Origin of the sequence: Lacihabitans sp. CS3-21 (assembly GCF_024343675.1) — a bacterium.
Taxonomy (GTDB): domain Bacteria; phylum Bacteroidota; class Bacteroidia; order Cytophagales; family Spirosomataceae; genus Leadbetterella.
The window spans coordinates 103,722-117,673 of the sequence record NZ_RJUD01000010.1 but is presented as its reverse complement, the minus strand read 5'-3'; the positions used below and the strand labels follow the sequence as shown (position 1 = coordinate 117,673).

Below are 13,952 nucleotides of genomic sequence, written 5' to 3'. Positions count from 1 at the left end.
TTCCCAAATTGACACACAACAAACATACAAACGAAATCGAAATTCACCAAAAATTGGCCTAAACAAAAAATGGAGATTGGACTACTCCAATCTCCATTTTTTCTAATTTAAAATATTAGCTCTTATAAAAAATCCATTTGCCGAGTTCCTTCCAGGTTACTTTTTTGCCGTACATTAGAATACCCACGCGATAAATTCTTGATGCCAGCCAGGTTGTGAAAATAAAACCACCAATGAGCAAAACAACCGAAAGTACGATTTGCCAAATAGGCACTCCAAATGGGATTCGCACCATCATAATTATTGGTGACGTGAATGGAATCATAGAAGTCCAGATAGCCAAGTTACTATTGGGATCACGGATTACAAACTGAGCAATCATGAAAGCGGCGATTATCGGGATAGTGATAGGCAACATAAACTGTTGCGTATCAGTATCACTATCTACAGCAGAACCAACTGCTCCAAACAAAGCACTATACAATAAATAACCTCCCACAAAATAAAACAAGAAAGATATGATGATGGTGGTTAAAGGCAAAGTGTCCAATGCTCCAAAAAAGTCAGGCATCATCTCTGATGGTATTCCCCCTCCAGCTTGCATTTTCTCTTTCGCCATCTCTTGTGCTTCAGGTGGCAAACTTGCCATTTGGGCTTCAGTCATGGCATTTTTTGATTGAATAAGTTTTTCACCCACCAACTTGCTTCCAAAAGTCAAAATACCTGCCGAAAGCACGATCCATAGACCAAACTGAGTTAATCCAACCAAAGCAACGCCGATAATCTTACCAATCATCAATTGAAAAGGTTTAACAGAGCTGATCAGAATTTCCACTATTCTACTGGTTTTTTCTTCAGTGATACTCCGCATTACTTGAGCTCCATAAATGAATACAGAAAGGTAAATTAAAAAGGCACAAATACCTCCAATTATAGATGCTGCAGCTGCACTACTTTTCTTTTCGCCACCCTCTTTCAAACTGATAGTTTCAGATGAAACATCCATTTTGGCACTTTCTAAAACACTTTTGGTTATACCAGCTTCTGTTAGTTTTATATTTTCAATTTCTCTTTCAAGTGCACTTTCTACCCTACTTTGCAACTCCAGCGTTACGCCCTTTTCAGAGTAAATTTTAATGCTTTTTGGATTCTCCAAAACATCACTTGGAATATGAACCAAGGCATCAAAGTCACTTCCTTTTAGTGACTTCTTTAAATCCTCAATTTTTTCTTTCTTAAAGACGAACAGAAATTCTTCAGAAGGTTTAAATTTTCCTTCAAACAATTTACTTTCGTCCAAAACTTCAATTTTCTTTTGGTTAACAGAACTCACTGCAGCCCATATGACACCTGCATACATTAACCCCATCAACAAAGGACCTAAAATAGTCATTACGATAAATGACTTTTTCTTTACCCTTGTCACATATTCCCTTTGAATTATTAGTAATATATTGTTCATAAATTTCTTAGTTTGATTCGTTTACGGCTTTAATAAATACATCATTCATAGAGGCCACGTCTTCTTTGAAAGATTTCACAGTCACTTTTTCGAGAATTTCCCTTAAAAGATCATTTCCAAATTTACCATCAGCTGCTTTTAGCACTGCAGTTTGGCTTCCGTCTAGATTTTTTTGATTACTCAAAACATTAAAATTCGTAGCACTATCAACCTTTTCACCTTCATAATTGAGCGTGTAAGTGTTTGACTTATATTGATCCTTGATATCAAGTTTTTTACCTTCCAAAACTTTCTTGGATTTATTAATCAAGGCTATGTAATCGCAAAGCTCCTCCACAGATTCCATTCTATGGGTTGAAAAAATAATCGTAGAGCCTTTTTCTTTCAACTCTAAAATCTCGTCTTTGATTAAAGTGGCGTTGATAGGGTCAAAACCAGAAAATGGCTCATCTAAAATGATCAATTTGGGCTGGTGCAATACCGTAGCTACGAATTGAATCTTCTGTTGCATACCTTTCGACAAATCCTCTATGGGCTTGTCCCACCAGGTTTTTATATCAAACTTAATAAACCATTCTTTGAGTTTTTCCATTGCAGCATCCTTACTTAGGCCTTTTAACCTAGCCAAATATAAAAGCTGCTCACCCACTTTCATTTTTTTATACAAACCCCTTTCTTCGGGCAAATATCCAATCTCATAGATATTTTTCTCATTAAGCGGCTTTCCATCAAACAAAACACTTCCCGAGTCGGGAGCAGTTATCTGGTTAACTATTCGAATTAGAGAGGTTTTACCGGCTCCGTTTGGCCCAAGAAGACCATAAATTACACCGCTTGGAATGGTTAGACTTACATCATCAAGGGCTCGATGATTGGCATAGTTTTTTACTACATTATGAATTTCCAGAATATTTTCTGACATAGCGTATGTTTTTTTCTTCAAAATTACCGCAAAAAAAACAAAAGTTTAGTATTTTGTTTGAAAGGCATTTTTCGTTAACGAATGGACAAAATTCACTGCGATTGAGATTTTTTATTTTTGTTTTAACATAAAACCTCTATTTTTGATTAAAATGAATAATTAGTATTCTAAATTTGCGTTCCGTATAAAATCTAAAAATGGAGTTTATCAAAACTATAAAAGAAAAAATATCACTTGGCTGGTCGTTTATAAATGAAAAGCTATATGCTGCGTTTGAGCTTTTCGAACTGTTTTTGCAAAAAATATTCGGAAAGGAAAGAGTCATAAATTCAAAGCAATTTTTGATTTCGAAAAGAAATTCAGCTCGGGTCTTTATGTACGCCCATCTTAACCCTGAAGGCCGATATTATTCCGCCTTGAAGGTTATTTACAAATGGTTTTACAACACGACATTTGCGGTCATTTTCTATATTTTTCTGATAAAAACCAATTTCTTGTGGCTTACAGGAGGTATGCCCAGTGTGGAGCAGCTACAAAACCCAAAACTATCCCAAGCATCTACGATTTATTATGCAGACGGTGAAATAATGGGTAAATTCTTTACAGAAAACCGTTCTCCAGTAGATAGTGCCGCCATTTCACCCTGGGTTTTTAAAGCTCTCATTGCCACCGAAGACAAACGCTTTTTTGAGCATTCTGGTATTGACCTCAAAAGGATGGCAGGTGTGGCAAAAGGAATCGTAACCGGAAATTCTGATTCAGGCGGAGGAAGTACCATTTCACAGCAATTGGCAAAAAACCTTTATAACACACGTAAAAAAGAGATGCGTGGTTTGTTATATTATATTCCTGTAGTAAAAACCATTGTTTATAAAACTAAAGAATGGCTCACAGCAATCCAGTTAGAAAAGCGATTTACGAAAGGAGAAATAGCCACAATGTATCTAAATACAGTAGATTATGGAAATAACGCTTTCGGAATAAAAACTGCCGCTAGGACCTATTTCAACAAAACCCCTGACCAATTAGATGTTTCAGAATCGGCCGTTTTGGTGGGCTTACAAAAAGCTACCACCTATTATAATCCGATTCGTAACCCGAAAAACTCAAAGAAAAGACGCAATACTGTATTTCAGAGATTGGTTCAAAATGGAGATTTAGAAGCCGCAAAAGCAGAAAAACTATCTGAAAAAGATATAAAACTGGATATAAACATCGAAGATGCCTATGATGGTCAAGGGAATTATTTCAAAGGAACCTTGGCAAAATTCATAGAAAACTGGGCAGAAAAGAACGATTTGGGAATTGATTTGTATAGAGATGGTTTGAAGATTTATACCACCGTAGATTCCAAAATGCAGACCTACGCTGAAAATGCCGTAAAACAGCACATGAAAATGCTTCAAAGAGAATTTAATGTCCATTGGAAGGATAAAAACCCTTGGACATATGAAAATGGAGAAGAAATACCGAATTTTATAGAATCAGTAGCCAAACGCGAAAAAGTTTACAAACAGTTGGCAATAAAATATAATAACAATCAAGATTCTATAGATTATTATATGAACAAACCCGTTCCGATGAATGTGTTCAGTTGGGATGGAAACAAAGAAATGATGATGAGTCAAATGGACTCAATTCGTTACTACAAAAAGTATCTTCAAGCTGGCATGATGGCATTTGACCCTTATTCTGGCTTTATAAAAGCTTGGGTGGGCGGCATAGACTTTGACCATTTCAAATATGACCATGTGAAACAAGGAAGAAGACAGCCTGGTTCAGCATTTAAACCTATAGTTTATACGGCAGCCATAGACGGTCCTCTAAATCTTTCGCCATGCGACAGAAGAGAAGATAAGGAAATTGAGCTAAAATGGATGGAAAACGGTGAGGAGAAAATCTACAAACCTAAAAATGCAAATGGTACGTTTTCAAACAGTAACATGACGCTCAGAACTGCTATCTCTCGATCTATAAATTCTGTTGCAGTGCAGCTTACCAATGAAATAAAACCTAGCAAAGTAGTTGAATACGCAAAGAAAATGGGTATTACGTCCAAGCTTGATCCAGTGGTCTCTCTGGGATTGGGTAGTTCTGATGTTTCCCTTTATGAAATGATTGCCGCTTATGGTATCTTTTTAAATGAAGGCATGTACAGAGAACCCATATTTGTTTTTAAAATCGAAGACGCCTCAGGAAAGGTTTTGTTTGAATTTGAGCCAAAAACCCATGAAGCCATCAGACCAGAGTCTGCGTTTTTGATGCAGTATATGCTAAGAGGAAATATTGAAGAACCAGGAGGTACTGGAGCCAGAATGTTCAACTATAGTGAATTATTTAAAAATGGTGGTCAAGTAGCTGGAAAAACAGGAACGACCTCTAACAACTCCGATGCTTGGTATGTAGGCTTTACCAAAGACCTTGTAGGTGGTGTTTGGGTAGGCGGAGACGACCGAAGTATACACTTTAGAGGAGGACTGGGTGAAGGTAGCAAATCTGCCTTGCCTATTTTCGGTATATTTATGAACAAAGTATATGCCGACAAGTCACTTGGTTACAGTCCCGGTCCATTTCCTAAACCAAGTATAAAAATAGAGAAAGATTACCTGAGTTGCTATTCTATTGCAAAACAAGATACGACAGCTGTAGATAGTCTTTCTAATAGTGCCAGTATCGACTCGGTGGAAAGATTCAGAAACAGATTTAATGCTGATTCAAATATTAATCTAGAAAGAATTAATAGTAGGAGAATAAAGCCAGATTCTATCAAACAATAATAAAATTTCAATAAATCAAAAATATTGCAGGCCTCTTGTTTAAATCCGGGAGGCCTTTTCTTTTCCAAGATTCTATACTTTGAGTTTTGATAAATTCCGTTTCAGATGTGATATCAGCTGCTATACACAGTCTCGTATTTGGATTCAGATTATTTACAATGGCGGTCAACATTTGATTATTACGGTAAGGCGTTTCCATAAATATTTGCGTTTGCTTTTTCTGAAGTGCTTCTCGTTCAAGTGCACGCAACTTCTTAGCTCGTTCGTCGTCTTTGATAGGCAAATATCCATTAAAAGCAAAAGATTGGCCATTAAAACCCGAAGCCATTAAAGCCAATAAAATAGAATTTGGCCCAACCAAAGGCTTGACTTGGAGACCTAACTGATGAGCCACCTCTACCACCAATGCACCGGGATCAGCCACTCCTGCACAACCTGCTTCTGAAATAATACCCGCGTCTTGATCGAGTTCATTTAATATTACAAAAAGCTCCTCAAAATCAGAATTTTGATTGATTTCAATAAATTGCAAATCATCTATTACAATTCCAGCTTTTAAAGAAGAAATAAACCTTCGGGTGGTTTTGATATTTTCTACAAAAAAAACTTTCAGGGTTTTTAAAGACTCTAATGCATAAGGTGTCAGCACAATCTGATGGGTGTTTTCAGCCAAAAGCATTGGTAAAAGGAAGATATCAGGTCGTTTCATAAGCTTAACCAGTAAGTGAGTTTTGCAAAAAGTGCTCTGTTCTTTGGTAGCCAGATTTCAGAATTATAATTGTCAGAATAGACCAAGAAAAAGTCAGAAACTGGAGCAAATCGCCACTGAAGTCTTGAATTGACATTGAGATTTTTAAACTGTGAGTTATATTGTATATAGTTGGTCCAAAAAAGCTTTTTGCTCATCGTAAAGTCAATATTGGGCCCTATTACATAGACTTTGTTTTTGCCGGTAGAAAGTTTGATGTCGTTGTAACTGTAATTCATGGCTATCAAACCGTAAGGCTGGAATCTATAATTAAGATTTCCTGACATAGAAAATATTGTTCCGTCGTAATATTGACCAAATAATGGATTAAAATTCAGTGTTACCGTTTTACGCTGGTCAGTAACAAAATTAGCATCTATAGTGTAATAAGTGTAAGAATTGCCCGCCTTCAATTTGGGCAAGGAGTTATTACTTCTTAGAGCGTCAAAATCATTAAAAAGATAGGTGAAATTTTGGCTAAACGTAGTGAGCAATCTTGTGGTATTCTGGAAAGCCAAAAGTACAAATGGCCCAGCTTTTCGATCAGTCACTCCAATGCCTTTGCTATCGTATTGGTCGTAATTCAAACCAAAACTATACCGATTCAAGACTTTGGATTTTGGAAAAAAATTGAAACCAAAAGTTGGATTAAAATGAAAGAAATTACCCCTCGGCACAAAACCAGCCTCAGCATTAAATCCCTTTCCTAGGTAATCATGCGACCATTTGGCAATGAATTTTCTGGTATTATAATTAAGCAAAAGTCCCGTAGCAAAAGGATTTTCTTGTTGGATTCTATCAAAAGAATGGTGATAAAATAGCTTTCCAATCCATTTATTATTGGTTGATTGAAGGTTATATTCTAAACCTCCTACCCTATTAAATCCACCCAAAGACTCGCTATTTGGGTCAAATTTATTCACAAAAATAGCTGCAATATTAGATCTTTGAAAAACTCTTTTCTGAACTGCAAAAACCGTAAAATTTTCAGCTTCAATTCCTTTTTCTTGGTCTTCAGCAGTTTGGCTGTTTAAAATACCTATTCTCCATGTATCGCCAATTTTGCCACTCAGTCGAGCACCATAATTAATTCGACTCTGAACATTTACACCGGTGGAAGTATCTAAACCAATGCCTATTTTTCTAGAAAAAAACGGACTATACAGCTGGTTTCCAACAATTAAAGTCCCAGTTGGGGGTAAAAAAGGATTGGTAATTAAACTCCCAAAACCCGTGAATAAATCAGAGTTTTCGATAAAAAACTGCCGCTGTTCCGGCAAATTCACGTCAAATCTTGTAAGGTTAACCACTTGCCTATCTGCTTCTACATTCGAAAAGTCAGGATTTATCGTTAAATCTAAATTCAAACCAGAAGTCACTCCTATCTTAGCATCTAATCCAATTCCAGATTTATAAACTGAAGCTGGATTTTGAGCCTCAAAATCTTTGGAAACTCTACTCGAAACGTATGGAATTAAAGCAACATTTGCACCATTTTTACTGAGTGGCCTTTCAAATTTTATCGGAATTGTATAACCTAAACTCATGATAATCTGATTTTGCGGCATTTGCACCAACGAAGATTGCTCATTGGTTTGCGTATCAAACCTGTATGCCTTAAAAAACCACAATTGTGAACCTTCCTTAAAACGCAAAGTAGAAAAAGGAATAATGGACTCAGAAATCCAGGCATCATCAGCGATATACGAAGTTGATTTCCATTTATTATCCCAAAAAATATTCATAAAGCTATTGTCAGTGGCCGCGTTAAACATTAAGCCTTCTCGCATGACCCCATATGGATTAGTACCGAACATAAATCCATTGGTATGGTCTGCAAAAGTATCAAAGCAAAAAGTTATGTTGTCATTTCCCCCCGCTCTAAAATCCCTTCTTAAAGAAGGAATAATGTAGTTTTGGGATTTGGAATACATTTTGGCAGAAATGTACAAATTCTTGTCATCATAATACATCCTAATTTCAGTATCATTCCGTGCAAGACCTGAATCACTCGGAAAATACTGTCTAAAGTTTTTTAAAACTTCCGCCTTTTTCCAAGCATCTTCATCCAACTTTCCGTCCACATTGATGGTTTGGTTAATGTATTTGACCTCATAACCTCCCTGACCGAAAGAAGAAAAGCTTATTAAAAGCAAGAAAAATAAAAATCTATTCATTTGAGAATATTGAAAACAGTTTCGATGTCAATTTCTGAATAATCATTTATGTAAGCACTACATGGGGGAAGTTCTTCTTTTGCATGCGAACTGAGAACTCCTACTACACGCATACCGGCATTTAAACCCGCCGAAACACCAGAAAAAGAGTCTTCAAAGACCAAACAGTTTTCAGGTGAGATTCCAAGATTTTGAGCCGAGGTTAAATAAACTTCTGGATTTGGTTTGTGTTGCTTTACATTTTCTGAAGCCATAATGGATTCCATATCTTTTTCAAATCCCAAATGTCCCATAATCAAGTCTAGATTAGCCCTTGGAGCAGAGGTAGCCACACCCGTTTTAAAGCCAGCCAGTTTTAAGGAAGTCAAAAAAGCTAAAAAATTAGGTATAGTTTGTATGTGATTTGCATAAATCTCACGAAAAAGTGATTCTTTTTCAAATTCCAAATCCAAAAATTCCTGCCCAACAATCTCTCTTCCAAGAAAATGCTTCAAGATATAGCTATTGCTTTTGCCGTACATGTGCTGGACAAATTCCTCTTCAGTCGGAAATAGATTTCTTTTGCCAAAAAAAGTTTTGAAAGCTAAACTATGGTAGGGATTGGTATGGCAAATCACACCATCCATATCGAATATTACAGCGGTTTGGTTCATAATTCAAAATTAATGGAAATACTTCAAAACCAGATTTTTGTTCGACAAAATATTAACTTTTGCAGCTGAAAAGGGCAAACAAATATTAGTTTCCTACAATTATATGAATTATTACCAAATGTTCGCGAGCTAAAGTGGATTGCAATTTGGATGAAATATATATTTAAACTTTTGCCACTGTGCTCAGTTAAAATCTTAATCATCTAACTATCGGTTTGATTTCCATTAAACAGCAGAAGATCAAAAATGTGTTTTTGCTAAGAATATTATCAAACCCAATCAAGTTTTTTCCTCGAAAACCCATTATTTTTGCTAAATGAAAAAAAGCGATTCTGCAGTAGATATTAAAGATATTGATTCTCTCGACCCAAAACAGTACATCATCATAAAAGGTGCTCGGGTAAACAACCTCAAAAATGTAAGCGTAGCCATAAAAAGGAACACTCTGACTGTTATTACAGGACTTTCGGGCAGCGGAAAATCATCGTTGGCATTTGACACCCTTTATGCTGAAGGACAAAGAATGTATGTAGAAAGTTTGAGCTCATATGCCAGACAATTTTTGGGCAGAATGGAAAAACCTGAGGTGGATTACATCAAAGGAATTTCACCAGCAATCGCCATTGAGCAGAAAGTAGGTTCAAAAAACCCTCGCTCTACGGTTGGAACCACCACAGAGATTTATGATTATTTCAAACTTTTATTTGCCAGAATCGGTGTTACTTATTCGCCCAAAAGTGGTCTTCCAGTAAAAAAAGACAGTGTTTCAGATGTGGTAAATTTTTTGTTTTCTTACCCTGAAAATACAAAAGTAATTATTCTCAGCCCGCTTAAAACCAAAGAGAATCGTGATGTTTTAGAGGAACTTTCACTTCATCTAAAAAAAGGCTTTACAAGAATAATGGTAAAAGACGAGGTGGTGCTCATTGAAGATTTCTTGGAATTAGCCGATAAAAAGAAAGTAAAATCAACTGACGTTAAAATACTGATTGATAGAGCAGTAATTCATTTTGACGAAAATAATAATCCTGAAGAAGACACACAATATAGGATTTCTGATTCCATTCAAACCGCATTTTTTGAAGGAGAAGGTGACTGTGAGGTTCAGGTTATTGCAGAAGATGGAAAGGTTTTCAAATCATTTACTGATAGATTTGAACTAGACGGAATGCAGTTTGAAGAACCATCTGTAAACCTTTTTACATTCAACAACCCTTATGGAGCTTGTAAACGATGCGAAGGTTTCGGAAATGTATTGGGCTTAGACCCTGATTTGGTTTTTCCCGACAAAAATCTTTCTGTATTTGAAGGTGCCATAGCACCTTGGAGAAGTGAAAAAATGAACGAATATTTGATGCCTTTGGTGAGAAAAGGTATTCAATTCGATTTCCCTATTCATAGAGCGATAAAAGATCTCACTGAAGAACAATACCGTTTACTATGGACTGGAAACCAACATTTTATAGGCTTGGACGACTTCTTTAAGTTCCTCGAAGAACAAACCTACAAAATTCAATATCGTGTGATGCTTTCGAGGTATAGAGGTCGCACTACTTGCCTAGACTGCCGCGGATCCAGACTAAGAAAAGATGCTTCTTACGTAAAAATTGGTGGCAAATCTATCATTGATTTGGTTCTTTTGCCTATCTCATCGGTCTCTGAGTTTTTCAAAAACCTAGAAATTACAGATTATGAGCAGAAAGTTGCCAAAAGGATTCTGATTGAAATTAACAATCGACTTGACTTTATGCAGAGGGTTGGACTGGGATATTTGACACTCAATAGATTGGCAAACTCACTCTCTGGTGGCGAAACACAACGGATTAGACTTGCCACTTCATTGGGTAGTTCGTTGGTGGGCTCTATGTATATTTTGGATGAGCCCAGCATTGGACTTCACCCAAGAGATACGCAAAGGTTGGTGAGTGTTTTGGAATCTTTGAAAGCTCTGGGTAACACGGTTATCGTGGTGGAGCATGAAGAAGAGGTAATGAAAGCTTCTGACGAAATCATCGATATAGGCCCTGATGCTGGAAATTTGGGAGGTCATTTGGTATTTCAAGGTGCTTGGAATGGCCAAAAAGTCGAAAAATCTAACAGCCACACCTTAAATTTTCTAAGCGGAATAGATAAAATAGAAATTCCGAAACACAGAAGAAAATTCTTGGATTTCATATCACTCAATGGTGCATCTGAAAACAACTTAAAGCATGTAGATGTCAAAATTCCTTTAGGCGTTTTGGCTGTGGTTACAGGCGTTAGTGGCTCTGGAAAATCGACTTTGATCAGAAAAATTCTCTATCCAGCTTTGGCCAAACTCAAAGGAGAGTTTGGTGATGATGTGGGCAAATACAGTGAAATTACTGGAAGTCTGAGCAGAATTACGCAGATAGAAATGGTAGATCAGAACCCTATCGGGAAATCAAGTCGCTCAAATCCAGTAACTTATATCAAAGCATATGATACATTGAGAGCCTTGATGGCTGAACAGCCACTTTCCAAAACCCGTGATTATAAACCGGCACATTTTTCATTTAATGTTGAAGGTGGTAGATGCGAAGCCTGCCAAGGCGAAGGGCACCAAACTATAGAAATGCAGTTTATGGCCGATGTGAAACTCACCTGTGAAAGTTGTCAAGGTCGAAGATTTAAAAAAGAAGTATTGGAAGTTAAATATCATGAAAAAGATATTGCTGAAATATTAGACATGACCGTTGACGAAGCAGTGGAATTTTTCAGAAATAGTCAAGCAAAAATTGCAGATAAAATACAACCATTGCAAGATGTGGGCCTAGGCTATATTAAACTCGGTCAAGCTTCCAACACATTATCGGGTGGAGAAGCCCAAAGAGTTAAGCTGGCTTTTTTTCTAGGAAAAGGCAATGCTGACAAAGGCAAAACACTCTTCATATTTGATGAGCCCACCACGGGATTGCATTTTCATGATATAAAAAAATTACTGAAAGCCATGAATGCACTCGTTGACCAAGGTGACAGTGTTATTATCATAGAACACAATATGGAGGTAATAAAAAGCTCTGACTGGATCATTGATCTTGGCCCAGAAGGAGGCGATGCAGGTGGTTATGTGTGCTTTGAAGGTACGCCAGAAGAAATGGTGAAAATTGAAGGCAATTACACAGCGGATTTTCTAAAGGAAAAACTGATGTAAATCCATGAAAACGCCGTTGGTTTTCAAACTTATTCTGTTGTTGGTACTGGCTTGGCGTTTGATTATTTCTAACAAAAAAACTATAAAGAAATCGAAAAAAGGATACATCAATCTTTTGGAATTACCAGCTGTCCAACTTTCAAAACCTAGTAAGGAATTTGAACCAAAGGAAGCTGTAAAGCGATTTTATAGGGATGTAGTAAGAGAAAAACCAGAAAATAGTCAGTTATATTTTATTTGCTTTTTGGCAGAAAAACTCCAAAAACATTATGCAAAACGAGGAATATTTCGACTCTTTTGGTATGATCAATATTTAGTTGTTCCTTTTTTTCAATCGCTACAATTGCTACAGTTGAAAAACGAAGAGATTTTGTTTGAAAAAATTCTAACAAATATAAATCCAGAGAGTTTTAGAAAAGTACTTAATCATGAAATGCCAGATTTAGACGCTTTTTTGAACACCAATCAAGAATTTGATAATTTGTATCTCGAATTCGACAAGACATTTGACACGAATAAATTTTGTAAGGCTTTAGTAAACCAATTTTATGCAAATTAAAAATACCCGGGCTTTCGTATATTTGCAGGCTTCCATGTATTTGGCAGGTATAATTGGGCTAAGTTTTTCTTCAACACGAGCTATTTTTCAGTTTCTAACTCCTTTTCATCTTCTATCTTCATTTCTTTTCTTGATTCTTGGACAAGACAAAAGAAATCTTTCGTTTTGGCAATTTGTGTTTTTTTCTATAGCTGTTGGTTATTTCATCGAGGTTTTGGGAGTTAAAACTCAAATGATATTCGGTGCTTATGATTATCAAACCACTTTGGGCTTTAAAGTCTTAGATGTGCCACCTATGATAGGCATAAATTGGTTTTTGATGGTTTTTTGTGTAGGTATTTTAACAGAAAAACTATTTAATCAAAATAATAATATCGTACTTAAAACCACTTGTGGGGCTTTACTATTAACGGTGTTTGATTACATAGCCGAACCAGTGGCCATAGATCAAAATATGTGGAGCTGGTCATACGGCACTCCGCCTTTGCAAAACTATATTGCATGGTTTATCGTAGCATTTGTTTTACTTTTCGTTTTTTTTAAACTCAAATTCAAAAAAAACAATGCCTTAGGAATTCCACTTTTTATCTTTCAATTATTATTCTTTGCCATACTCAGATTTTTGATATATTTACAAGGTTAAACACCTTAAATATGAAAATCGACGCTCACCAGCACTTTTGGAAGTATGATTCCGAAAATTACGCCTGGATTAATGACAGTATGTCTAAAATCCAAAAAGATTTTTTACCTGAAGACCTCAAACCAATTTTAGAAAAGAATCAAATTGACGGCTGTGTTCTGGTTCAAGTAAACCAAACCGAAGAAGAAACAGTTTATTTCAATTCCTTAGCAGAACAGAATGACTTTATCAAAGGAGTAGTTGGATGGACCAATTTGTTTTCAAAAGATTTGGATGAGAATCTTGAAAAATATTCAAAATTTCCAAAAATAAAGGGCTTTAGGCATATTGTGCAAGGAGAACCAATTGGATTTATGCAAAATCCTGAATTTATTTCTGGAATTCACCAATTAGCAAAGTACAATTTCACCTATGATATTCTAATTTATCCCACTCAATTAAAAGATGCAAAGTTTTTGATAAAAAGCTGCCCTGATAATAAGTTTATCATTGATCATCTGGCTAAACCCTACATAAAAGAGCAAAAAATCAGTCAGTGGGGCAATTACATGCAAAAGTTGGGAGAAATGCCTAATGTTTATTGCAAAATTTCAGGAATGGTTACAGAGGCCGATTGGAAAAATTGGAAGAAAGAAGACTTCTATATTTACCTAGATGTTGCCCTAAATAGCTTTGGAATGGATAGACTGATTTATGGTTCTGATTGGCCCGTTTGTCTAGTAGCAGCAGAATATGTAGAACAATTAAATATCGTTAAAAGTTATTTTGAAAAGCTAAGCCATACAGAGCAGGATAAAATATTTGGAGGAAACGCAGAGAGGTTTTATCGACTTTAGAAA

10 protein-coding genes are annotated in these 13,952 nt (G+C 36.1%); 5 read left to right on the top strand and 5 right to left on the bottom strand.

Features of this window, described 5'->3' with window-relative positions; all coding sequences use genetic code 11:
- Window positions 1-115: 115 nt before the first annotated feature.
- Both EGI24_RS08540 and EGI24_RS08535 read right to left on the bottom strand, forming a co-directional pair.
- Window positions 116-1,462 carry an ABC transporter permease gene (locus tag EGI24_RS08540; RefSeq protein WP_255047947.1) on the bottom strand — a complete coding sequence of 449 codons (1,347 nt, stop codon included), beginning with the start codon at window positions 1,460-1,462 and terminating at the stop codon, window positions 116-118.
- Window positions 1,463-1,469: 7 nt separating this feature from the next.
- Complete coding sequence (locus EGI24_RS08535; RefSeq protein WP_255047946.1) at window positions 1,470-2,384, bottom strand: ABC transporter ATP-binding protein; 915 nt, start codon at window positions 2,382-2,384, stop codon at window positions 1,470-1,472.
- A 197-nt stretch (window positions 2,385-2,581) separates the two neighbouring features.
- Between EGI24_RS08535 and EGI24_RS08530 the strand changes: the two genes are divergently transcribed.
- The gene (locus tag EGI24_RS08530) at window positions 2,582-5,161 is read left to right on the top strand and encodes a penicillin-binding protein 1A (protein WP_255047945.1); all 2,580 of its coding nucleotides are present in this window, start codon (window positions 2,582-2,584) and stop codon (window positions 5,159-5,161) included.
- A gap of 7 nt (window positions 5,162-5,168) precedes the next feature.
- Here the strand turns inward: EGI24_RS08530 and EGI24_RS08525 are convergent, their stop codons facing one another.
- Genes EGI24_RS08525 through EGI24_RS08515 form a run of 3 tightly spaced genes read right to left on the bottom strand, consistent with a single transcriptional unit; the run spans window position 5,169 to window position 8,739 of the window.
- Complete coding sequence (locus EGI24_RS08525; protein ID WP_255047944.1) at window positions 5,169-5,870, bottom strand: SAM-dependent methyltransferase; 702 nt, start codon at window positions 5,868-5,870, stop codon at window positions 5,169-5,171.
- The gene (locus EGI24_RS08520; RefSeq protein WP_255047943.1) at window positions 5,867-8,086 is read right to left on the bottom strand and encodes a DUF5916 domain-containing protein; all 2,220 of its coding nucleotides are present in this window, start codon (window positions 8,084-8,086) and stop codon (window positions 5,867-5,869) included. Before EGI24_RS08520 ends, EGI24_RS08525 begins: the two co-directional genes overlap by 4 nt.
- Entirely contained in the window at window positions 8,083-8,739 is a 657-nt protein-coding gene (locus EGI24_RS08515) for an HAD family phosphatase (protein ID WP_255047942.1), read from the bottom strand. Before EGI24_RS08515 ends, EGI24_RS08520 begins: the two co-directional genes overlap by 4 nt.
- 316 nt (window positions 8,740-9,055) lie before the next feature.
- On the opposite strand from EGI24_RS08515, the gene uvrA reads away from it, so the two are divergent.
- From uvrA to EGI24_RS08495, 4 genes are read left to right on the top strand one after another with little or no spacing between them, the layout of a single operon-like run.
- Window positions 9,056-11,911, top strand: coding sequence for an excinuclease ABC subunit UvrA (gene uvrA / locus EGI24_RS08510; protein ID WP_255047941.1), 2,856 nt, complete (start codon window positions 9,056-9,058; stop codon window positions 11,909-11,911).
- A 4-nt stretch (window positions 11,912-11,915) separates the two neighbouring features.
- Window positions 11,916-12,470: a hypothetical protein gene (locus EGI24_RS08505; RefSeq protein WP_255047940.1), complete on the top strand. Its 555-nt coding sequence runs from the start codon at window positions 11,916-11,918 to the stop codon at window positions 12,468-12,470.
- Window positions 12,460-13,113 (top strand): carotenoid biosynthesis protein, encoded by a 654-nt coding sequence (locus EGI24_RS08500; RefSeq protein WP_255047939.1) that lies wholly within the window; start codon window positions 12,460-12,462, stop codon window positions 13,111-13,113. The genes EGI24_RS08505 and EGI24_RS08500 overlap by 11 nt, the downstream gene beginning before the upstream one ends.
- A gap of 11 nt (window positions 13,114-13,124) precedes the next feature.
- The gene (locus EGI24_RS08495; RefSeq protein ID WP_255047938.1) at window positions 13,125-13,949 is read left to right on the top strand and encodes an amidohydrolase; all 825 of its coding nucleotides are present in this window, start codon (window positions 13,125-13,127) and stop codon (window positions 13,947-13,949) included.
- The last annotated feature ends 3 nt before the right edge of the window (window positions 13,950-13,952 follow it).

What these genes read in the sequence shown, in the direction of transcription:
- EGI24_RS08540 (WP_255047947.1), bottom strand. Translation starts at nt 1,462, where the DNA reads ATGAACAATATATTACTAATAATTCAAAGGGAATATGTGACAAGGGTA.
- EGI24_RS08535 (WP_255047946.1), bottom strand. Translation starts at nt 2,384, where the DNA reads ATGTCAGAAAATATTCTGGAAATTCATAATGTAGTAAAAAACTATGCC.
- EGI24_RS08530 (WP_255047945.1), top strand. Translation starts at nt 2,582, where the DNA reads ATGGAGTTTATCAAAACTATAAAAGAAAAAATATCACTTGGCTGGTCG.
- EGI24_RS08525 (WP_255047944.1), bottom strand. Translation starts at nt 5,870, where the DNA reads ATGAAACGACCTGATATCTTCCTTTTACCAATGCTTTTGGCTGAAAAC.
- EGI24_RS08520 (WP_255047943.1), bottom strand. Translation starts at nt 8,086, where the DNA reads ATGAATAGATTTTTATTTTTCTTGCTTTTAATAAGCTTTTCTTCTTTC.
- EGI24_RS08515 (WP_255047942.1), bottom strand. Translation starts at nt 8,739, where the DNA reads ATGAACCAAACCGCTGTAATATTCGATATGGATGGTGTGATTTGCCAT.
- uvrA (WP_255047941.1), top strand. Translation starts at nt 9,056, where the DNA reads ATGAAAAAAAGCGATTCTGCAGTAGATATTAAAGATATTGATTCTCTC.
- EGI24_RS08505 (WP_255047940.1), top strand. Translation starts at nt 11,916, where the DNA reads ATGAAAACGCCGTTGGTTTTCAAACTTATTCTGTTGTTGGTACTGGCT.
- EGI24_RS08500 (WP_255047939.1), top strand. Translation starts at nt 12,460, where the DNA reads ATGCAAATTAAAAATACCCGGGCTTTCGTATATTTGCAGGCTTCCATG.
- EGI24_RS08495 (WP_255047938.1), top strand. Translation starts at nt 13,125, where the DNA reads ATGAAAATCGACGCTCACCAGCACTTTTGGAAGTATGATTCCGAAAAT.